Genomic DNA, 21,607 nt, shown 5'->3' on the forward strand with positions numbered 1-21,607 from the left:
AAGGAGAGAGACACATGAAAAAATTTATGGATTGGATGGAACACAAATTTGTTCCAATGGCGACTAAGCTTTCATCTCAAAGACACTTAGTTGCAATAAGAGATTCATTTATTGCAATTTTACCAGTTACTATGGTTGGATCAATTGCAGTATTATTAAACGTTTTATTTAGAAACATTCCTAATGAGTATGGATTCCCAGCAGTAGCTGAATTTATGTCACCATTAATCAATATTAATGGTGTTGTATGGTTTGGTTCACTTGCTATTCTTTCATTAGTATTTGTTGTAGCTTTAGGATATAACATTGCTACAGGTTACAAAGTTAATCCACTTGCTGGTTCTTTAGTAGCAGTTGCATCATTTATCTTATTCTTACCACAAGAAGCAAGATTTATGGCAGAAATTAATGGTGCTATGCATGAAGTATCTTCTTGGGGATTCTTGAACTTTAATCAGTACTTAGGTGCAACAGGATTATTCCCTGCAATGGTAATAGGATTCTTCTCAACTATAATTTATAGTAAATTAATGATAAGAAAAGTTACTATTAACTTACCAGATTCAGTACCACCTGCAGTTAATAAAGCATTCGCATCTATATTACCTGGTGTTATAGCTATATATGCTTCAGCTACTTTAGCTTATCTTGTAACTACATATACAGGACAAACTTTAAATGATTTAATTGCTAAATATATTCAAGCTCCATTATTAGGATTATCACAAGGTGCATTCTCAGTAATATTATTAGCATTCTTAATTCAATTATTCTGGTTCTTTGGATTACATGGACACAATGTTCTTGCTCCATTTATAGATGGTATATATCAACCTGCATTACTTGCAAATGCTGAACACATTGCAAAAGGTGGAACAGTTGAAACATTACCATACTTATGGACAAGAGGATCATTTGATGCGTATCTTCAAATGGGTGGATCAGGAATAACTATAGCATTAATTATAGCTATATTCTTATTCTCAAAAAGAGAAGAACATAGAGCAGTTGCAAAACTTGGATTACCTATGGGTATATTCAATATTAACGAACCTATGATATTTGGTATGCCTATAGTATTAAATCCACTATACTTAATACCATTCTTATCAGTTTCAACTATATGTGCTATCATAGCATATGTTGCAACAGTTTTAGGAGTAGTACCTCCAGTATTCGTTCAAGTACCTTGGGTATTACCTCCAGGACTATATGCATTCTTTGCAACAGGTGGAAGCATTTCAGCAGCATTATTATCATTATTCAACGTATTTGTTGCATTCGTAATATGGACTCCATTTGTAATTATGGCAAATAGAATAAAAGAAAATTAATATAAGGGGTGGTTTTCCACCCCAATATAATATTTTAGGAGGATAAAATGAAATCATGGCCCATGTTTATAATTACCCTAGGTACTATAGCTATAGCAACTTATCCTTTGAATAATCAATTAATTAATCTTCTAATGGGTTTAACATTGGTAGTTTTAGGAATAATATTTTTAATTAGAGGTAATAAAAAATGAGAGTAGAACAAAAAATTAAAGTAACTCCAAAAGAGTTTTATGATTTTCTAATAGAAAATTTAAAAAAAGAAATGAAAATTACAGGTAAAGTAAAAGAAGGTATGAAATTTAATGTAAACCTTAAAACTAAAACTAATCAAATTGCTAAAAGTATAGTAGAAATAATATACCTTATTCCTGATACTAGATATAGTTTAAAATATATTTCTAGTTTAGGTGAAAATATAGTGGATTATCAAATTGAAAAGATAGGAGAGGAAGAAATAAAGATAATATATGATGAAGTTTATTATACTGAATCTCGTTTTCAAAGATATAATCAACTATTTATGGAACTAATATATTCTTTCTTCTTAAAAAGAAAGAAAAAAAAGATGTTAAAAGCAGTAGAAAATTATTTAATAAATAGAAGAACGGAGGCTAAAAATGATTAAATTTCCAGAAAAATTTTATTGGGGTAGTTCAATAAGTGCAGAACAAAGTGAAGGTAGATTTAGTGGAGATGGTAAAGGACTTACTACTTGGGATAAGTTTTTTGAAGTAGAGCCATATAAATTTCATAATGGGATAGGACCTGAAACTACAACTAGTATGTACAAATACTACGTAGATGATGTTAAATTATTAAAAGAAACAGGACATAATACATTTAGAACTTCTATATCTTGGGCAAGATTAATTCCTAATGGAGTAGGAGAAGTAAATGAAGAAGCAGTAAAATTTTATAGATCTTACTTTAATGCATTAAAAGAAGAAGGTATACAAGTTTTTGTAAACCTATCACATTTTGACACGCCACTTGCTTTAGAAGAAGAATTTGGCGGATTTGCAAGTAAGGTAGTAGTAGATGCTTATGCAAAATATGCAAGAACTTGTTTTGAATTATTTGGAGATACAGTTAAGACTTGGTTTACTTTCAATGAACCTATAGTTTCAGTTGAATGTGGATATTTAAAACAATATCATTACCCAACTGAAGTAGATCCTAAAAAAGCTGTACAAGTAGCATACAATATAGCGCTTGCATCAGCTAAGGCTACTAAAGAATTTAAAGAAGTAATTAAAGATGGTAATATAGGGATAATTTTAAACTTAACTCCTGCATATCCAAGAAGTAATCATCCTGCAGATTTAAAAGCAGCTAGAATAGCTGAGTTATTTGCAAACAAATCTTTCTTAGATCCAGCAGTTAAAGGCAAGTATGATGAAGAGTTAGTAGAACTAGTAAAAAAACATGACTTATTACCTGAATATACAACTGATGAATTAGAAATAATTAGTAATAATAAGGTAAATATTTTAGGTATTAACTATTATCAACCATTAAGAGTTAAGGCAAGAGAATCAAAACCTAATGACGAAGCTCCATTTATGCCAGAATACTATTATGATAATTTTATAATGCCTGGTAGAAGAATGAACCCTCATAGAGGATGGGAAATATATCCTAAAGGACTATATGATATTTCAGTAAACATTAGAGAAAATTATGGAAATATACCTTGGTTTGTTGCTGAAAATGGTATGGGTGTAGAAGGTGAAGAAAAATATAAAGTTGGGGATATGATACATGATGATTATAGAATAGAATTCTTTAAAGAACATCTAGAATGGTTACATAAAGGTATACAAGAAGGATCAAATTGTAAAGGTTACCTAGTTTGGACAGCTATAGATTGTTGGTCATGGTTAAATGCATATAAGAATAGATATGGATTAATAGAACTAGATTTAAAAACAGCAAAAAGATATATAAAGAAATCAGGTTACTGGTTTAAGAAGTTGAATGAAAATAATGGATTTTAATAATAGCCACGGTTTAACTGTGGCTTTTTACTTTACAAAAAAGATATATCTATGTTAAAATTAATGAAATTGTATAATTTTGAGAAGGAGGAGAAAATGAAAAAAATATTATTAACACTAGCTATATTAGGAGTACTTGTAACTTTTTTCTTATTAAATAAGAAGGAAGGAGTTGATTATAGAATAGGAATAAGTCAAATAGTTGATCATCCTGCTCTTAATGCTGCAAGAGATGGACTAAAAGATGAATTAAAAGAAAATGGAATCAATGCCCTATATATAGAAACTAATGCAAATGGTGATATGTCATCACTTGTATTAAATACAAGAAAATTAATAAATCAAAAAGTGGATATGATATATGCAATAGCAACACCTAGTGCACAGGTTGCACAAAATAGTACTACAGATATACCTATAGTAATATCTGCTGTAACTGATGCAAAAGCAGCAGGTATAGTAAACTCAAATATTACAGGAGTTTTAGATGCTGTAGATATTGAAAAACAAGTATTATTATTAAAAGAAGTAATGCCTGATGTTAAAAAACTTGGAGTAATATACAGTAGTGGAGAGCAAAACTCATTAATACAGGTTGATATATTAAAAGCAGCTACAGCAAAACACGGTATAGAATTAGTTGAAAAATCTATAAGTCAAATAAATGAGGTTGCTATAGCTACAGAAGCTATATTAAAAGAAGTTGATGCTCTATATACACCAGCTGATAACTTAATAGCATCTACTATTAATGTAATAGCAGATAAAGCGAAAGAAGCTAAAAAGGTAACTTTAGGTGCTGAAAAATCACATGTAGATGCAGGTATACTAATGACTTTAGGTATCGATTATTATGAATTAGGAAAAGAAGCAGGGAAAATAGCTTTAAGTATATTAAAAGGTGAAAAACCAGAAAATATAGAAATAAAAGGTATGGAAAATTTAAAATTTGAATATAATAAAGATACTGCGAGTTTACTAGGATTGGAGTTTTAAAATATGAATTCTTTATTAATATTTTTAGGATTACTTCCAGAATCAATTAAATTTGGTTTAATTTATTCTATTATGGTAATGGGAGTATATATTACATATAAGATACTTGATTTTCCTGATTTAACAGTTGATGGGTCATTTACTTTAGGTGGATTTACTTTTGCAGCAACTATGTTAATATTCCCTAATCACCCTATTATAGGTCTTTTAGTTGCAGCCATATCAGGAACTTTAGCAGGACTAGTAACTGGATTATTACATGTAAGATATGGTATAAATAAGCTATTATCAGGAATAATAACTATGACAGCTCTATATAGTATTAATGCAAGAGTTCTAAATAAGCCTAATGTATTTTTAGAAAATGAACAAAGTTGGTTCTTTATAATATCTTATGAAAAATATTTTAGTATATTTACTGTAATTGCAATAGTATTATTAATAATTAAGTTTCTATATGATAGAAGAATAAAACCAGATAAATATGTATACAAAAGTCTTTTAATATATATATTAATATATGTATTTTCTATAGCATATATATATTATACTAAAGACATTACTATGTATCTTCTATTATTAATAGTATTTGTAGTTAAATTAATAATGGACTATATTTTAACATCTAAGTTTGGTTTAATACTAAGAGCTTTAGGAGATAATGAAATATTGGTATCTAACTTAGGTGTTAGTGTAGATAAAGTAAAAATAATGGGTCTTATGTTATCAAATTTACTTGTAGCAAGTTCAGGAGCCTTATTTGCACAATATATTAAAGTTGTAGATTTATCTTCATCTGTTGGTACTATTATCATAGGTCTTGCATCAATAATATTTGGTATGGGTATAATAAAAAGAACGAGATCTATTAATAATATTTCAATAGTAATCTTAGGTTCTATAATATATTACATAATTATTAACTTTGCACTAAATTCATCTTCTATTACAGATGAAATATTTTATGCATTAGGATTTAATTCTGATATTATACAAAAATTATCAGTTAAACCTACTGATGTTAAAATAATTACAGCATTATTCCTTGCAGTAATACTTGGTTTAGGAAAGAAAAGAGGTAAAAGTAATGCTTAAAATGGTTAACTTAAAAAAGAAATTCTACAGTGAATTAGGTGAAGTTAAAATTGTATTTGATGATTTGAGTTTTGAAGCAAAACCAGGGGACTTTATAACGGTTATAGGATCTAATGGAGCAGGAAAATCAACTTTTTTAAATACTTTAAGCGGAGAAGTAGAATTAGATAGTGGAGAAATAATATTAGATGGTATTAACATAGAAGGTTTAAAAGCTCATAAAAGAGCGAATATAATATCTAAAGTACATCAAAATGTTTCTAGTGGTACAGCTCCTTCTATGACGGTATTAGAAAATATGTCTATGGCATATAATAAGGGTAAAAAATTTGGATTAGGGTTTGGTCTTGAAATTTCAAAAATAGAAGAATTTAAAGAAAGTTTAAAGACTTTAGGACTAGGTATAGAAAATCAACTAGAAACTAATGTAGGATTATTATCTGGTGGGCAAAGACAGTGTTTATCACTTTTAATGTCTACTTTTAATAAGCCAAAGTTACTATTACTTGATGAACATACCGCAGCACTAGATCCAGAAACAGCTAAAATAATACTTGAAAAAACTAATGAGATAGTTTATTCAAATAAGGAATTAATAACATTTATGATAACACATAATATGGAAGATGCTATTAAATATGGTAATAGACTTATAATGCTTCATAAAGGTAATATTATTTTTGATATTAGAGGAGAAGAAAAAAATAATCTAACTGTAGAAAAATTATTAGAAATGTTTAAGAATAAAGAAATCGTTCCTAGCGATAATGATATATTTTAGGGAGGTTTTATGAAGAAAATATTAGCAATACTTTTAATATTTTTATCTGTCTTAACATTTTCAAGTGATTGGGCGACTTTAATTGATAAAACAACTAATATGTATAGACTTGATGAAAATGTATATAGAAGTAAACAATTAAGTATAGATGATATGAAACTTTTACAAGAGTATGATATTAAAACAATAATATCTTTAAGATACTTTGGAAGGAATAAGGATGAAAAAGTTTTTGGAGATACTGAGTTAAACCTAATAAGTAGACCTTTAAAAACTTGGAATATTAGTCCTAAGGAAATAGCTTTAATTCTTAATGATATACAAAAAGGAAAAGAAAAAGGTAATGTTTTAATTCACTGTTATCATGGATCTGATAGAACAGGTTTAATATCAGCTATGTACAGAATAATATATCAAGGATGGGATAATGCTGAGGCTTTAAAAGAATTAAAAGAAGGGCCTTATGGATATCATAAAATATGGATAAATATACCTAGAATGTTTACTGATGAGGTAATAAATGAGATTAAAAATGAACTAAAAGTACTTGATTAGTATATTATTTTATGATAAAATAAGGTGTGAAATTCATAACTTAAGGAGAACAGAATGAAAGTATTAGCAGTATGTGGAAGCGGTACAGGAACAAGCATGATTTTAAAAACAACTATGAAAAAAATTGTTGAAAAAGGATTTAAAATTGAAATAGATACTTGTACTATAGATGAAGTTGCAAACAAATTAGATGGAGTAGATTTAGTAATTTGTTCTGATAAATTAGCACCAAAAGTTGATGCTAAAGGTAAAAAAGTAGTTTCAGTTAAAAACATATTAGATGATGTAGAAGTATTAGAAAAATTAAGTGAAACAGGATTAATATAAAAGTGGCAATGCCACTTTTTTTTTGGAGTACTTTATGAGAGAAAATTTTAAATTAATATTTAATAATATATATGAAAATAAGATTACTTATTTTTTAAATAGCTTAATATTACAACTTTTTATACTTACTTTTGGTATGGGAATATTGAACTATATATTTAAGTTTTTACTATATGTATCTAATCTTGAAAATCTTACACAAAAGGATATTTTAACTATATTATTAAATCCAATAAGTATATTTATTTTAGTAATATATATGCTGTTTTTAGCATTTTTAATATTTTTTGAGTATTCTTTTTTAACTTTAATGATATATGGAAGAATGAAAAAAAGTATATATTCTATAAGAGAAATATTTAAAATAACTATAAGAAGTATAAAGAAATTGGTAGGTAGGGATTTACTGATATTCATATTATACTTTGTAACTTTAATACCACTTACAAATTTAGGTTTTTCATTAATTGTTTTAAAAGACCTATATATTCCAAGATTCATAACTGGAGAATTAACTAAAACTAATGTAGGTAAAATAATATATATAGTATTTATGATAGTAATATTTTTCATAAACATAAGACTATTTCTTACTATACCTTTAAATTTATTAGGTAATTTAGGTATGGCAGAAAGTATAAAAAAAAGCTGGAAGATTAGTAGAGAAAAAAGTTTACAAATATTTCCTGTAATACTAATATTTCAAGTATTTTTAACGCTAATGTCTTTAGGTTTATACTTTTTAGTATTACTAATATTTACAAAAATAGACCCTGATGGGAATAGTCTATTTTTCCAAACCTTATCTTATTCAATATTACAAATAGGTTTACTATTTTATGAGATTATAAGTAAATTAGTAATAATTGCGACATTGGTTACAGTTATAGTCGAAAAAGTAAATATAGATATTGATGTTAATATGCTACAAAATATAGAAAGGAAAAAATCAAAAATATTTTTTCCTTTAATAATAGTTGGAATGGTTGTAACTGTTTTTTTTAATGCACTAGATATTTATACAGATGTTTCTGATAATAAGCAACTCGTAATAGCACATAGAGGAATTGTAAGTCAAGGTGTAGAGAACTCAAAAGAGGCTATAATTGCGGCTGCAAAGGCAGGTGTAGACTATATAGAAATAGATGTAATACTTACAAAAGATAATAAATTTTTAGTTTTTCACGATTTTAATCTAAAAAGACTTGCAGGACTAGACAAAAAAGTGTATAATGTAGTTTCTAGAGAATTAATAGAAACTAAAATTACACAGGGAGAATTTGAAAGCACTATTTCAACTTTAGAGGAAATAGTAAAGATAGCAGATGAATATAATACTAAATTGTTAGTTGAATTAAAACCCCATGGACATGAGCCTTTAAACTATATAGATTTAGTGATAGATGAATTTAAAAGGTTAAATATAGATAAAAATCATATTACTATGTCTCTTGATTTAAAACTTATGGAAGAAATAAACAAACGTAATCCTGAAATAAAAACAGGTTATGTAATACCATTTCAATTTGGGAGTTTTAAAAATGTAGATGTAGATTTCTTTGTTATAGAAGATTTTTCTTTCAGTGAATATTTACTTGATAGTGAAAAAGAAGTATTTGTTTGGACTATAAATGATGAAAAGCTTATGCAAAAATATCTTGATTCAAGTGTAGATGGAATAATAACTGATTATCCAGAAAAAATATTTGATTTAAAACAAGAAAGAAAGACTAATAATACGTATTTTGACAGAATTATTAGAAAGTTAAGCATTTAATGTAAAAAAACTAGACAAACTATGTTAAAAGTGATATATTTAAAAAAAGAGAAATGATGAGAGGTTGAATTATTATGGAAAAAAAATTAAGAGTTAGAATAGCACCATCTCCAACAGGAGATCCACATGTAGGAACTGCATATATAGGATTATTTAATTATGCTTTCGCACACCATAATGGAGGAGAATTTATTCTTAGAATTGAAGATACGGATAGAACAAGATTTTCTGCTGATTCAGAGCAACAAATTTTTGATGCAATGAAATGGTTAGGTCTTAACTATACAGAAGGTCCAGATCTTGGTGGTCCTTTTGGTCCATATAGACAATCTGAAAGATTTGAAATATATAAAGAATATGCAGTGTCTCTTGTAGAAAAAGGAGAGGCTTATTATTCTTTTGAAACATCTGAAGAATTAGAAATCATGAGGGAAAGACAAAAAGCTATGGGACTTCCACCTATGTATGATAGAAGAGCTAGAAATTTAACTAAGGAACAAGTTGAAGAAAACTTAGCTAAAGGATTACCATATGTAATTAGACTTAAAATGCCACTTGATGGACAAACAGTTGTTGAAGATGGATTAAGAGGTAAAATTTTCTTTGATAATGATAAGATAGATGATCAAATTCTTTTAAAATCTGATGGATTTCCTACTTATCATTTAGCGAATATTGTTGATGATCACCTAATGGGTGTAACTCATGTTATACGTGCTGAAGAATGGATAGCTTCAACACCTAAACATATACAACTATATAAGGCTTTTGGATGGGAAGAACCTAAATGGTTCCATATGCCTCTATTAAGAAATGCAGATAAAACAAAAATATCTAAAAGAAAAAATCCTGTTTCTTTAAACTATTATAAAGAAGAAGGATATTTAAAAGAAGGTATATTAAACTTCCTTGCGCTTATGGGATGGAGTTTAGGTGGAGAAAAAGAAATCTTTACATTAGATGAAATGATAGAAAACTTTAGTTTTGATAGAATATCTTTAGGCGGACCAGTATTTGATTTAGTAAAACTAGCTTGGGTTAACAATCAACATATGAAGTTAAAACCTATATCTGAGTTAACAGATTTAGCTATGCCTTTTATTGAAAAAGAAGGTTATGATTTATCTAAATTCAGTAGGGAAAAACTTGAAAGAATGGTTGAAATCACAAGAGAAGGTTCTCATACTTTAAAAGAATTAGCTAAAAATTTAGATATATTCTTTATAGATGAGATTACTTTACCAAAAATAACTGATGATATGAATAAGAAAGACAGAAAAGCAGTAGAAAGAGTACTTGAAGCACTTTCTTCAATAGAAGGTGAAAAAGCTATTGCTTTATTCCTTGAAAAATTAAGTACTTTAGGTGAAGAATTAGATGAAGAACATATTAAAGAAATGCTTCATAAATTACCTGAAGAATTAAATGAAGGAATTGGTAAAGTATTAATGCCTATAAGAGCTGCTCTAACTGGTAGATCTAAAGGTCCTGATTTATACACTATAATTTCTATAATTGGAAAAGAAAGAACTGTAAACAGAATAAAATCTGAAAAAAAATAAAATTAGAATTGGAGTCATATTATGAAGGGAAAAATGAAGGCAAAAGATCTAATAAGAGTTACTTTTGGTAAAATGCTAAAAGTAAAACCTTATTTTAAAATTACTGTAAAAGAAATAACAGAGGAAAGTGGAGTAACGAGACAAATTTTCTATTATTATTTCAAAAATATGACTGATCTATTAAAATATTATTTCGAAGTAGAAGTACAAGAAGTAATGAAAGAGAAAAAGAAATTCAAAAGTTTTGAAGATGCATATTTATTATTCTTCAAGTCTATTGCAGAAAGAGAAGATGTTATAAAGAATATTAATAACTGCGAATCTTGTGGATTATTAAAAGAAACTTTTGAGTATATGAGTAGAAAATTATTTGAAAGATTATTTAACGACACTCTAAAAAGTCACAAAATATCTGAAAAAGATAGAAACTTTTTAATTGATTACTACAAAGTTGCTTTTGCATCAACTGCATATGAGTGGTTAAATAATGGTATGGAAGAGGAGCCTTTATACTTAGTAAAAAACTTATCTATAATGATAGATCAATCAATAGCACAAACTTTAGAAAAATTTGAAAAAAAATAATGAAAAGTCTAGACTTAGGTTTAGACTTTTTTATTGACATAAACTGTTAATTATGATAGAATAACAAAGGACAAACACACTCTGTTTTTTTTATTTGTATGGTGCCATAAATTGGATTTGCAAATAAAGATGAGTGGATGAATAAACCAAAAAATCAAGGAGGAAAATGAAATGTCAGTAATTTCAATGAAAGAATTATTAGAAGTAGGTGCACACTTTGGTCACCAAGCAAAAAGATGGAACCCTAAAATGAAACCATATATCTATGCAGAAAGAAATGGTTTACACATTTTAGATTTACAACAAACTTTAGTATCTACAGAGAAAGCTTATGAATTCATAAGAGAAATCGCAAGCGAAGGTGGAAAAGTATTATTCGTAGGAACTAAAAAACAAGCTCAAGAAGCTATGAAAGAAGAAGCTGAAAGATGTGGAGGATTCTACGTTAACCAAAGATGGTTAGGTGGATTATTAACTAACTTAGAAACTATCAAAAAAAGAGTTAAAAAATTAAAAGAATTAGAAGAAATGGATGCAGATGGAACTTTAGATGAAGCATACACTAAAAAAGAAGCAGCTATCTTAAGAAAAGAAATGGAAAAATTACAAAAAAACGTTGGTGGAATTAAAGAAATGAATACTTTACCAGCAGCTTTATTCGTAGTTGACATCAAAAAAGAATTCTTAGCTTTAGAAGAAGCAGCTAAATTAGGAATACCTGTAATAGCTTTAATAGATTCAAATGTAGATCCAGACTTAGTAACTTATAGAATACCTGCAAATGATGATGCTATAAGATCAATTAAATTATTTGCAAGAGTAATTTCAAATGCAGTAGTAGAAGCTAATGGTGGACTTGAAAATGAATACACTCCAGCAGAACTTGAAACATTAGAAGTATTAGAAGAAAACTTCGTAGTTGAAAAAGAAGAAATAGAAGAATAATAACTATATAGGAGGGAACATTATGGCAAGCGCACAAGATATCAAAGTATTAAGAGAAAGAACAGGAGCTGGAATGCTTGATTGTAAAAAAGCATTAGAAGCAAATGGTGGAGATATAGAAAAATCAATAGACTGGTTAAGAGAAAAAGGAATAGCTAAAGCAGCTAAAAAATCAGGAAGAGTAGCAGCTGAAGGATTAGTATTCGGTGGAGAAAAAGAAAACTTAGGAGTAATAATTGAATTCAACTCAGAAACTGACTTCGTTGCTAAAAATGATGATTTCAAAAACTTTGGAACTAAATTAGTAGAATTAGCTTTAGAAAACAAAACAGCTACAGTTGAAGAATTAAAAGCAGTAGCAGTAGATGGTTCAACAGTAGATGCACAATTAACAGAATTAATCGCTAAAATAGGAGAAAACTTAAACATCAGAAGATTAGTATTAGTTGAAGCTAAAGGATTTGTAGTTAACTACATTCACTTAGGTGGAAAAATAGGAGTATTAGTTGAAGTTGATGGAGAAAACACTCCTGAAAATCATGAAAAAGCAAAAGGTGTAGCAATGCATATAGCAGCTATGGATCCTTCATACTTAAACAGAGATCAAGTTACTTCAACTGATTTAGAAAGAGAAAGAGAAATAGCAAGAGTTCAATTATTAGAAGAAGGAAAACCTGAAGCAATAGTTGAAAAAATCTTAGAAGGTAAAATGAGAAAATTCTATGAAGAAAACTGCTTATTAGAACAAAAATATGTAAGAGATGATAAAGTATCAATTAAAGAATTTATGGCTCCTTCAGTAGTTGCAGGATTTGCAAGATACAAAGTTGGAGAAGGAATTGAAAAAGTTGAAACTGATTTCGCAGCAGAAGTTGCAGCACAAATAGCAAATACAAAATAATAAAATATAAGGGAGAGTTTAAGAAATTAAACTCTTTTTTATCAAACGGAGGGAATTTATGCTAAAACATAAGAGAATTTTACTGAAATTAAGTGGAGAAGCTCTTGCAGGAGATAAAGATTTAGGATTTTCAGATGATATACTACATAGTTTTGCAAAACAAATCAAAGAAATACATGATGAAGGTGTAGAACTTGCTATAGTTATAGGTGGAGGAAATATCTTTAGAGGTAAATTTGGTGAAGAAGTTGGTATGGATAGATCAACAGGAGATACTATGGGTATGCTTGCAACTATTATGAATGGATTAGCATTACAAAATGCTATAGAAAAAATTGGTGGAGTATCAACTAGAGTATTAACTGCCATATCTATGCCTCAAGTTGCAGAACCATTTATTAGAAGAAGAGCAATAAGACATTTAGAAAAATGTAGAGTAGTAATATTTGCAGGTGGAACAGGTAATCCATATTTTACTACAGATTCAGGGGGAGCACTAAGAGCTATAGAAATTGAAGCAGATGTTTTAGCTAAAGGTACTAAAGTAGATGGAATTTATGATAAAGATCCTGTAAAATTTCCAGATGCTGTAAAATTTGAAGAAATTACATTTAAAGAAGCATTAAGTAAAGATTTAAAAGTTATGGATGCAACTGCACTTTCTTTATGTAGAGAAAATGATATGCCTATAATAGTATTTAATGCTTTAAAAGATGGAAATATGTTAAAACTTGCAAAAGGTGAAAAAATAGGAACTTTAGTTAAAAATGACTAATTATGTGGTATAATATTAATGAGAATAAAGAATGGAAGGAAGATAATATGGTAGATGAACTATTATTAGAAATTGAAGAAAAAATGGAAAAAACTTTAGAAAGTACAAAAATTCGTTTTTCACATGTAAGAGCAGGACGTGCAAATGTATCTATGGTTGATGGAGTTACAGTTGATTATTATGGTCAAATATCACCGTTAAATCAAGTAGGATCAGTTACTGCACCAGAACCAAGACTATTAGTAATAGATCCTTGGGATAAATCTTTAATACCTGCTATAGAAAAAGCAATATTAGCTGCTAACTTAGGATTTAATCCTTCAAATGATGGTAGAATAATTAGACTTGTTGTACCTGAACTTACAGAAGAAAGAAGAAAAGAGTACGTTAAAGTAGTTAGAAAAGAAGCAGAAGAAGGTAAAGTTGCTGCTAGAAATATTAGAAAAGACTATAATAACAAAGTAAGAAAAATGGAAAAAGATTCTGAAATTACAGAAGATGATTTAAAACATGTAGAAGATAAAATCCAAAAATTAACTGATGAATGTATTAAACATATAGATGAATTATTAGCTAAAAAAGAAAAAGAATTATTAAATATTTAGTGATATAGATGTTTAATAAATTAATTAACTTTTTTAGAATAAAAAAACAAATATCTATAGATTTAGGTACATCTAACGTTTTATTCTACGATAAACAAGCAAAAAAAATAGTTTTAAATGAACCTTCGGTTATAGTTAAAGATAAAAAAACAGATAAGGTAGTTGCTGTAGGTAAAGAAGCTAGAGAAATGTTAGGTAAGAATCCTAAGAGTATTGAAGTTATTAAACCCTTAAAAGATGGAGTAATATCAGATATAGACTCAACAAGAAAAATGCTTTCAGCATTTATGAAGCAAGTTTATGGAGTTTCTCCATTTAAACCTGAAGTAATAATATGTGTTCCTATAGAGGTAACTACAGTTGAAAGACGTGCACTTTTTGATGCCCTTGATGATGCTAAAAGAATATTCTTAATAGAAGAAGGTAGAGCAGCTGTTATGGGTGCTGGTGTAAATATTTCTAATCCAAATGGAAATATGGTTATAGATATAGGGGGAGGATCTACAGATATAGCTATACTATCATTAGATGAAATAGTTGTTTCTAAATCTATTAGAATAGCAGGGAATAAGTTTGATGATGATATAGTTAAATATGTTAAAGAAAAGCTTTACTTAAATATAGGGGATAGAACTGCTGAAAAAATAAAGAAGGAATTGTCTACTGCACTTACAGTACCTAGTTCTGAAAATAAGGAAATGGTAATAAAAGGACTAGGTATTAATAATAAGAAACCTAAGGAATTAACTATTACATCTAATCAAGTATGTGATGCTATAAAAGATTCACTTAATGATTTAGTTGGAGCAGTTAAGGAAGTGCTAGGTAAATGCCCACCAGAACTTGCATCAGATATTTTAGATAATGGTATAGTATTAACTGGTGGTGGAGCATTAATTTCTAATCTTGATAAATTAATACAAAATGAAATAAAAATAGATGTACATGTTCCAAATGCACCACTTGATTCGGTTGCGGTAGGAGGAAGCTACGCTTTTGATAATAAACATTTATTGAATACACTTTTAGTAAAGGAAAACTAATATGGAAATATATGGTAATAATCATTCTGTTTTTGCTCTATACTATCAATTAGTATTAGTTACAAAAAATAGAAATCAAATATTTAATGAAGAAATAACTAGATATGCTATGGATAAATTTTCTGAATTATCAAAAAATTATCTAATAGAGCTATATGACTATAGTTATGAAAAAGATCATATTCATATTAAATTTAAAGCTCACCCAAAAAGTGAGATTTCAAAGTTTATAAATGCATATAAAAGTGCGACATCAAGATTAATAAAGAAAGAATTTGACTATGTAACACCTCAATTAGATGATGGAGGATTATGGGAAAAAACATACTTCCTGATAACAGAAGGAGTTCCTAGTCAAGACATGATTAATCACTATATTAAAACAAAAATTAAATGTAATATTATAGATCACGACTGTAGTTGTTATGGATGTAAAGAATAAATTAAAATTATGAGAATTATTCCTTATATGGAATAATTCTTTTTTTTATAAAAATATATTATGAAAAAGAATTTTAAAAAACAATATAAATTAAGAAAAAATTTTAAAAATTAATAATCGAATTTAAAATGGGTAATAATTAATAATATTTATGGAAAAGTAGACAAAATATATTTTAAATGAATAATAAATATTACAAAATATTTAATACTATTTAAATAAATGATTGACATATATTTTTGATTGTAGTATAATAAAAATCTAGGAAAAATTTTACAAAAGAAAGTAAAGTAAAAAGAAGGGAGATAGTAATAATAATAAAAACAAGATTATTATTACAAAGTTATGAAAAAAATAAATGATTTAGAAAAAGATTTAAAAAGATACTTAAAGAGAAAAGTATCAATAACTGGGGCGGTTATGATAGCATTTTTAATAACAGGGGGTGTGACATTTGGATCAATTTTATCAGGACATTATCGTGATAAAGCTGATACAACAACAATTTCAATTGGAGAAGGTGATTCTGCAGGAGATGAAGGAGCAGCAAATACAAGTACTACAAATGGTGATGGCTCTGGTACAAGATTAAGTGAAACAGGGCATAGTATTGCAATAGGTGGATCAACACGTGTTCAAAATTTAGGGTGGACGACAGTGTTGGGATTTGAAGCAAAAGCACTATCTGGACAAAATATAAATAATGGGGGAGTATCATTAGGTGCGTTTTCAAACTTAGGTAAAGTAAATTCAGGTACAGGGACTCAAATATTAGAAGGTGTTAATTTTAAATTTGCAGGTGGTGCAACAGATAAAACATCTGTATTATCAATAGGTTCAGGAGCAGGCACATCAGTAGATGAACCTATAGTAGGTTCAAGAAGAAATGGTGGAAATGGAAATTATTATGACTATACTCAAAGATCTACAGCATACCAATTTAGACAAATTCAAAATGTTGCAGCAGGTAAAATATCAGAGGATTCAACTGATGCAATTAATGGTTCTCAACTTTTTGCAGTATTTAAACATTTAAAAGAAAATGCAACTTTAAATAATGAAATATCATTAGGTGGAGATAATAGTAGTACAACTAATACACAAGCTCTAAATAAACAAGGTGGAATTAAATTTAATATATTATCTGCAAATGCAAAATATATTACTACTACTGCAAGTGGAGATAATGTTAGTATAGATTTAGCACAAGAAACAAAAAATAAGATAGATAATGCAGCTGACAAAAATTTAACTAATGTTAGTAGCACAACTGTTACTAATAAAGTAAATAAAGGGAGTTTAAATTCTAGTTCTACATATATTACAGTTTCTAATGGTTCAAATAAATTAATAGGTGGAGATGCATCTATAGATTTAAGTACAGAAACAAAAAATAAGATAGATAATGCAGCTGATAAGAACTTAAGTAATATTACAACTACAGGGGAAAATAAAATTAAAAATTTAGCTGCTTGGAATTTACAAGCAAATGGAGCTAATCAATCAATAATAAAAGGTGGGGACACTGTAAACTTTATAAATGGAAAAAATATTTCTATTACAAAAACAGGTAATAACATAACTGTTGCAACTAATGATGACGTTACATTTAATAAGGTTACAACTAATGAATTAAAATCAGGTCCTGTTACAATTAATAATTCAGGAATTAATGCAGGAAATAAACAAATTACCAATGTTGCTTCAGGGGGAGATGTAAATACTAATGTTGCAAATATTTCTGATGTTAAAAAAGCTAAAACAGAAATAAATACTAGTGGTTACTTAACTAAAACAGAAAATAATGCAACAGATGGACATAAAATATATAATCTTGGAATAACTGAAGGTAGCATAACTGCATCTGAAAATGGAACAGCAACAGCAGGTAATACTCAAGGATTAGTTACAAATACAACTGTTGTAAATGCTATTAATAAATTAGGAGATAATAAAATATTATTAGGTGCAGATGGAAATACTAAAACTAGTGAAAAAGCATTAAATAGTGCTGATAAAATTCAATTTAATGTTAAAGGTACAAATAATGAAATAGTAACTACTGCAAGTGGAGATTCTATAACAATTAAACTTGCAGATAAAGTTAAAAATGATATTTCAACTACTAAAGATAAAGTAGATAATCAAGGTATTTCATTTAAAGGAGATAAAGGGACTGCAGTAACTAAAAAATTAGGTGAAACTTTAAATGTTAAAGGGTCAACTAATATTGAAACTGAATCAAATGCTGAGAGTGTAGTAATTAAGTTAAAAGATAATATTACAGTGAGTAATGTAAATACAACAACATTAACAGCAGGACCGATAAGTATTAATGCAAACGGTTTAAATGCTGGAAATAAATCTATTACAAATTTAGCACCTGGAGTTAATGGAACAGATGCAGTAAATGTAAATCAATTAAATGAAGTTAGAAACAATACTTTTAAATTAACTGGAGATAATTCATCTAGTACTGATGTACAAGCATTGAATAAAAATGGTGGATTAAGTTTTGCTATAGAAAAAGGCTCTGAATTTGTTACTACAAATGCAAGTGGAAGTAAAGTTACAGTTGATTTATCACAAGAAACTAAAAATAAGATAAATAATGCTGCTAATATTAACCTTTCAAATATATCAAATGATGGAAAAAAAGTAATTACAGATTTAATTGATATTAAGGGAACTGGTGCAGCAAAAGTTAGCTCTAAAGTAGATTCTACAGGTAAAAAAATATTTACAGTAAATGTAGAACCTGTTAATGCAACAAGTTATGGATTCAATGTTAATTCTGATGCTGTAGATGGAGGGATTAAAAATGGTTCTGCTTCAACTGCAGTTGTAGATGGTGGAGAAGTAAAATTACAAGCGGGTAAAAATATTAAAGTAGATCAAAATAGCACTACATTTACATATTCATTACAAGATAACTTAAAAGGAATAACAAGTATAAAAAATACAGAAAATGGACCGACAATAACATTTTCTGGTGATAAAATAAATGTAACAGGTGGAGATTTAGACTTAGGTGGAAAAAAGGTTACTAACATTGCAGATCCAACAAATGAAACAGATGCGACTAATAAAAAATATGTCGATGCAGGAAGAACAACTGTAACATCTTCAGATAAAACAATAACTGTGCAAGATAATGGAACAGCTCCAAATAAAGCATATGATATAAAAGTAAATGTTGATGGAACTACAATAAAAGTTGGAAATGAAGGTAAATTAACAGCTAATACAGGAACTATTAATAACAATAATGGAAGTGTTACTACAAATAATGGAGATGGTTCAAAATTAACAACAGTAGATACAGTAGTAAATGCAATAAACAATTCAGGATTTAGTGTAGTATCAAATGATGGAACTAAGACATTAATAAATCCAGGAGAAGAAGTTAAGTTTATAAATGGAAATGCAACAACATCAACTGTAACACAAGATGGAAATAATGTAACAGTTAAATATGATGTAAATACTGATAATTCAACAATAAAAGTAGAAGGTGGTAAATTAAAAGCTATAACTACAACAACTACAACTACAACTGATGGTAAGGCAGAAGTAACAGAAGCAAATAAAAATAATTTAGTTACAGCAGATACGTTAGTTAAAGCAGTAAATGAGGCATCACATAAGGTTGCTACTAAAAAAGTTGAAGAAGAAGTAACTACTTCATCAAATGAAACAGGAGTAAATGTAAAAGCAGGAGATAAGGTACTTTACCAAGCAGGAAAGAACTTAGAAATAAAACAAAATGACAAGACTATAACATATGGATTATCTAAGAGTTTAGAGGGTATAACTAGTATTAAAAATACAGAAAATGGACCTACTATCACATTTACTGGAGATAAAATAAATGTAACAGGTGGAGATTTAGATTTAGGTGGTAAAAAGGTTACTAATGTTGGAGCACCAACTGAAAATGGAGATGTAACTAATAAACAATATGTAGATGCAGGAAGAACAACTGTAACGTCTTCAGATAATTCAATAATTGTTGAAAATAAAGGGACAGATCCAAATAAATCATATGATTTAAAAGTAAATGTTGATGGAGATACTATAGTAATTGAAAATGGTAAGTTAAAAGCAAATATACCAACAGTTGAAATACCTAAAGGTGAAATAGAAAAAGAAGATAAAGGAACTGTAAAAGCTAAATCTGGAGATGAAACTAAATTAACTACAACATTAGAAGTAGCAAAAGCAATAAATAATTCAGGATTTAGTGTAGTATCAAATGATGGAACTAAGACATTAATAAATCCAGGAGAAGAAGTTAAGTTTATAAATGGAAATGCAACAACATCAACTGTAACACAAGATGGAAATAATGTAACGGTTAAATATGATATTAATACAGATGGAAGTACTATAACTATTAATAATGAAGGTAAATTAACAGTAGATAGTGGAAGCATATTAACTACATCTAATAATGGCAAGAAAGAAGCTACAACACCTGATAGTAATAAAGTAGCTAAAACTGGTGATGTGGTAAATACTGTTAATGCTTTAGGAAATAATACTATTAAATTAGGTGGAGACAATAGTTCTTCAACTAATGCTCAAACATTAAATAAAGAAAATGGAATTAAGTTTAATGTATTAGGTGATGGAAATATCAATACAGAAGCTACTGGAGATAATATAAATGTTAAATTATCTAAAGATTTAAAAGGAATAGATTCTATAGGTAAAAGCACTCAAGATGGAGATAATAAACCTAAGATAACATTTACAAATAGTAATATTACAGTAAATGCTCCAATTAGTATGGGTAATAAACAAATAACAGATCTTGCAAGTGGATTAGGAAATACTAAATTAGAAGAGGTAACTGGAAATACTTTAACAAATGCAGTAAATGTTGCAGATCTTAAAAAAGCAATAGAAGATAATAAATATAGCTTTAAAGTAGAAGCAGCAGCAACTCAAGAAGGAAGTATATCAGGAACACCTGCACAAAAAATTGTAGAAAAAGATAATGTTGTTAAATTACAAGCAGGTAAGAACCTAAACATAGATCAAAATGATAAAGTATTTACTTATTCATTAAAAGATGATCTTTCAGATTTATCAAGTGCTACTTTTAAAAATCAAGACGGTGATACAACTACATTAAATTCAAATGGAATAACAATAAACCCAGTAGTAAAAGAAAATGGTAAAAAAGAAGTTACTTTAACAAAAGATGGGTTAGATAATGGTGGAAACAAAATCACAAATGTAGCTGATGGAGAAGTAAGTGATACATCTAAAGAGGCAGTAAATGGATCACAATTAAATGCAGTTAAGAAAGAAGCATCTAAACATACAACAGTATCAGTAGATGGTGGAGATAAAGATAATAAAGATGGAGATGCTAATGGTAATTTAGTATTAACAGAAACAGAAAATGCAAATGGTGGAAAACATTTTGATATTAAACTTGCTGATAAAGTTAATTTAGGTAAAGATACTAATAAAATAATATTAGATGGTACATCTGGACAAATAACTTCAGGACCAATAACAATTAACACAGGATCAAATGGAACTATTAATGGATTAACTAATTTAGATTGGAATCCTATTAATCCTGTTGCAGTTTCTGGACAAGCAGCTACAGAAGACCAACTAAAGAAATTAAATGATCATGTAAATACAAGTATATCTAATTACGGATTTATTGTTACTGCAAACAAAGCAGGAACAGGGAAAGTAACAGGTAATACTGATCAAAAAATAGGTAATGGAGATAAAATAACATTAAAAGCAGGTAATAACTTAGAAGTAGAACAAAATGGAAAAGACTTTACTTTTGCTTTAAATAAAGATCTAACAGGACTAGATAGTATAAAAGTAGGAAAAGATGGATTAGATGGAA

At 28.1% G+C, this 21,607-nt stretch carries 19 protein-coding genes; all 19 read left to right on the forward strand.

Annotated elements, in window-relative coordinates; genetic code table 11:
• Positions 1-14 precede the first annotated feature (14 nt).
• Positions 15-1,334, forward strand: a complete 1,320-nt coding sequence (locus AYC60_RS00205; protein ID WP_082762523.1) for a PTS sugar transporter subunit IIC — start codon at positions 15-17, stop codon at positions 1,332-1,334.
• Positions 1,335-1,381: 47 nt separating this feature from the next.
• Positions 1,382-1,528 (forward strand): hypothetical protein, encoded by a 147-nt coding sequence (locus AYC60_RS08430; RefSeq protein WP_156447601.1) that lies wholly within the window; start codon positions 1,382-1,384, stop codon positions 1,526-1,528.
• Complete coding sequence (locus AYC60_RS00210) at positions 1,525-1,962, forward strand: DUF3284 domain-containing protein (protein WP_067319859.1); 438 nt, start codon at positions 1,525-1,527, stop codon at positions 1,960-1,962. The genes AYC60_RS08430 and AYC60_RS00210 overlap by 4 nt, the downstream gene beginning before the upstream one ends.
• A complete protein-coding gene (locus tag AYC60_RS00215; RefSeq protein ID WP_067319861.1) occupies positions 1,955-3,334 on the forward strand; it encodes a glycoside hydrolase family 1 protein in 1,380 nt (459 codons plus the stop codon). Before AYC60_RS00210 ends, AYC60_RS00215 begins: the two co-directional genes overlap by 8 nt.
• 96 nt (positions 3,335-3,430) lie before the next feature.
• On the forward strand, positions 3,431-4,330 hold the full coding sequence (locus tag AYC60_RS00220; RefSeq protein ID WP_067319864.1) for an ABC transporter substrate-binding protein: 900 nt from the start codon (positions 3,431-3,433) through the stop codon (positions 4,328-4,330).
• A gap of 3 nt (positions 4,331-4,333) precedes the next feature.
• Positions 4,334-5,425 (forward strand): ABC transporter permease, encoded by a 1,092-nt coding sequence (locus AYC60_RS00225; protein WP_067319866.1) that lies wholly within the window; start codon positions 4,334-4,336, stop codon positions 5,423-5,425.
• The gene (locus tag AYC60_RS00230; protein WP_067319868.1) at positions 5,418-6,206 is read left to right on the forward strand and encodes an ABC transporter ATP-binding protein; all 789 of its coding nucleotides are present in this window, start codon (positions 5,418-5,420) and stop codon (positions 6,204-6,206) included. Before AYC60_RS00225 ends, AYC60_RS00230 begins: the two co-directional genes overlap by 8 nt.
• Before the next feature lie 9 nt (positions 6,207-6,215).
• Entirely contained in the window at positions 6,216-6,761 is a 546-nt protein-coding gene (locus AYC60_RS00235) for a tyrosine-protein phosphatase (RefSeq protein WP_067319870.1), read from the forward strand.
• A gap of 54 nt (positions 6,762-6,815) precedes the next feature.
• Positions 6,816-7,088, forward strand: a complete 273-nt coding sequence (locus AYC60_RS00240) for a PTS sugar transporter subunit IIB (protein ID WP_067319873.1) — start codon at positions 6,816-6,818, stop codon at positions 7,086-7,088.
• 34 nt (positions 7,089-7,122) lie between these two features.
• A complete protein-coding gene (locus AYC60_RS00245) occupies positions 7,123-8,865 on the forward strand; it encodes a glycerophosphoryl diester phosphodiesterase membrane domain-containing protein (protein WP_067319876.1) in 1,743 nt (580 codons plus the stop codon).
• Between the two features lie 74 nt (positions 8,866-8,939).
• On the forward strand, positions 8,940-10,427 hold the full coding sequence (gene gltX, locus AYC60_RS00250) for a glutamate--tRNA ligase (protein ID WP_067319879.1): 1,488 nt from the start codon (positions 8,940-8,942) through the stop codon (positions 10,425-10,427).
• Positions 10,428-10,448: 21 nt separating this feature from the next.
• Complete coding sequence (locus AYC60_RS00255; RefSeq protein WP_067319882.1) at positions 10,449-11,012, forward strand: TetR/AcrR family transcriptional regulator; 564 nt, start codon at positions 10,449-10,451, stop codon at positions 11,010-11,012.
• A gap of 171 nt (positions 11,013-11,183) precedes the next feature.
• Positions 11,184-11,957: a 30S ribosomal protein S2 gene (gene rpsB / locus AYC60_RS00260; RefSeq protein WP_067319884.1), complete on the forward strand. Its 774-nt coding sequence runs from the start codon at positions 11,184-11,186 to the stop codon at positions 11,955-11,957.
• A gap of 22 nt (positions 11,958-11,979) precedes the next feature.
• Positions 11,980-12,858: a translation elongation factor Ts gene (gene tsf, locus AYC60_RS00265; RefSeq protein ID WP_067319887.1), complete on the forward strand. Its 879-nt coding sequence runs from the start codon at positions 11,980-11,982 to the stop codon at positions 12,856-12,858.
• Between the two features lie 58 nt (positions 12,859-12,916).
• A complete protein-coding gene (gene pyrH / locus AYC60_RS00270) occupies positions 12,917-13,633 on the forward strand; it encodes a UMP kinase (RefSeq protein ID WP_067319889.1) in 717 nt (238 codons plus the stop codon).
• A 47-nt stretch (positions 13,634-13,680) separates the two neighbouring features.
• Entirely contained in the window at positions 13,681-14,238 is a 558-nt protein-coding gene (frr, locus tag AYC60_RS00275) for a ribosome recycling factor (protein ID WP_067319899.1), read from the forward strand.
• A gap of 8 nt (positions 14,239-14,246) precedes the next feature.
• Positions 14,247-15,281, forward strand: a complete 1,035-nt coding sequence (gene mreB, locus AYC60_RS00280) for a rod shape-determining protein (RefSeq protein ID WP_067319892.1) — start codon at positions 14,247-14,249, stop codon at positions 15,279-15,281.
• A gap of 1 nt (position 15,282) precedes the next feature.
• A complete protein-coding gene (tnpA, locus tag AYC60_RS00285) occupies positions 15,283-15,723 on the forward strand; it encodes an IS200/IS605 family transposase (protein WP_067319894.1) in 441 nt (146 codons plus the stop codon).
• Between the two features lie 345 nt (positions 15,724-16,068).
• A partial coding sequence (locus tag AYC60_RS00290; RefSeq protein ID WP_156447602.1) for a hypothetical protein occupies positions 16,069-21,607 on the forward strand: 5,539 nt, incomplete at its 3' end.

It is taken from the genome of Streptobacillus felis, assembly GCF_001559775.1.
Classification (GTDB): Bacteria; Fusobacteriota; Fusobacteriia; order Fusobacteriales; family Leptotrichiaceae; genus Streptobacillus; species Streptobacillus felis.

What these genes read in the sequence shown, in the direction of transcription:
- AYC60_RS00245 (WP_067319876.1), top strand. Translation starts at nt 7,123, where the DNA reads ATGAGAGAAAATTTTAAATTAATATTTAATAATATATATGAAAATAAG.
- AYC60_RS08430 (WP_156447601.1), top strand. Translation starts at nt 1,382, where the DNA reads ATGAAATCATGGCCCATGTTTATAATTACCCTAGGTACTATAGCTATA.
- AYC60_RS00205 (WP_082762523.1), top strand. Translation starts at nt 15, where the DNA reads ATGAAAAAATTTATGGATTGGATGGAACACAAATTTGTTCCAATGGCG.
- rpsB (WP_067319884.1), top strand. Translation starts at nt 11,184, where the DNA reads ATGTCAGTAATTTCAATGAAAGAATTATTAGAAGTAGGTGCACACTTT.
- pyrH (WP_067319889.1), top strand. Translation starts at nt 12,917, where the DNA reads ATGCTAAAACATAAGAGAATTTTACTGAAATTAAGTGGAGAAGCTCTT.
- AYC60_RS00240 (WP_067319873.1), top strand. Translation starts at nt 6,816, where the DNA reads ATGAAAGTATTAGCAGTATGTGGAAGCGGTACAGGAACAAGCATGATT.
- AYC60_RS00225 (WP_067319866.1), top strand. Translation starts at nt 4,334, where the DNA reads ATGAATTCTTTATTAATATTTTTAGGATTACTTCCAGAATCAATTAAA.
- frr (WP_067319899.1), top strand. Translation starts at nt 13,681, where the DNA reads ATGGTAGATGAACTATTATTAGAAATTGAAGAAAAAATGGAAAAAACT.
- AYC60_RS00235 (WP_067319870.1), top strand. Translation starts at nt 6,216, where the DNA reads ATGAAGAAAATATTAGCAATACTTTTAATATTTTTATCTGTCTTAACA.
- mreB (WP_067319892.1), top strand. Translation starts at nt 14,247, where the DNA reads ATGTTTAATAAATTAATTAACTTTTTTAGAATAAAAAAACAAATATCT.
- tsf (WP_067319887.1), top strand. Translation starts at nt 11,980, where the DNA reads ATGGCAAGCGCACAAGATATCAAAGTATTAAGAGAAAGAACAGGAGCT.
- AYC60_RS00215 (WP_067319861.1), top strand. Translation starts at nt 1,955, where the DNA reads ATGATTAAATTTCCAGAAAAATTTTATTGGGGTAGTTCAATAAGTGCA.
- tnpA (WP_067319894.1), top strand. Translation starts at nt 15,283, where the DNA reads ATGGAAATATATGGTAATAATCATTCTGTTTTTGCTCTATACTATCAA.
- gltX (WP_067319879.1), top strand. Translation starts at nt 8,940, where the DNA reads ATGGAAAAAAAATTAAGAGTTAGAATAGCACCATCTCCAACAGGAGAT.
- AYC60_RS00255 (WP_067319882.1), top strand. Translation starts at nt 10,449, where the DNA reads ATGAAGGGAAAAATGAAGGCAAAAGATCTAATAAGAGTTACTTTTGGT.
- AYC60_RS00220 (WP_067319864.1), top strand. Translation starts at nt 3,431, where the DNA reads ATGAAAAAAATATTATTAACACTAGCTATATTAGGAGTACTTGTAACT.
- AYC60_RS00210 (WP_067319859.1), top strand. Translation starts at nt 1,525, where the DNA reads ATGAGAGTAGAACAAAAAATTAAAGTAACTCCAAAAGAGTTTTATGAT.
- AYC60_RS00230 (WP_067319868.1), top strand. Translation starts at nt 5,418, where the DNA reads ATGCTTAAAATGGTTAACTTAAAAAAGAAATTCTACAGTGAATTAGGT.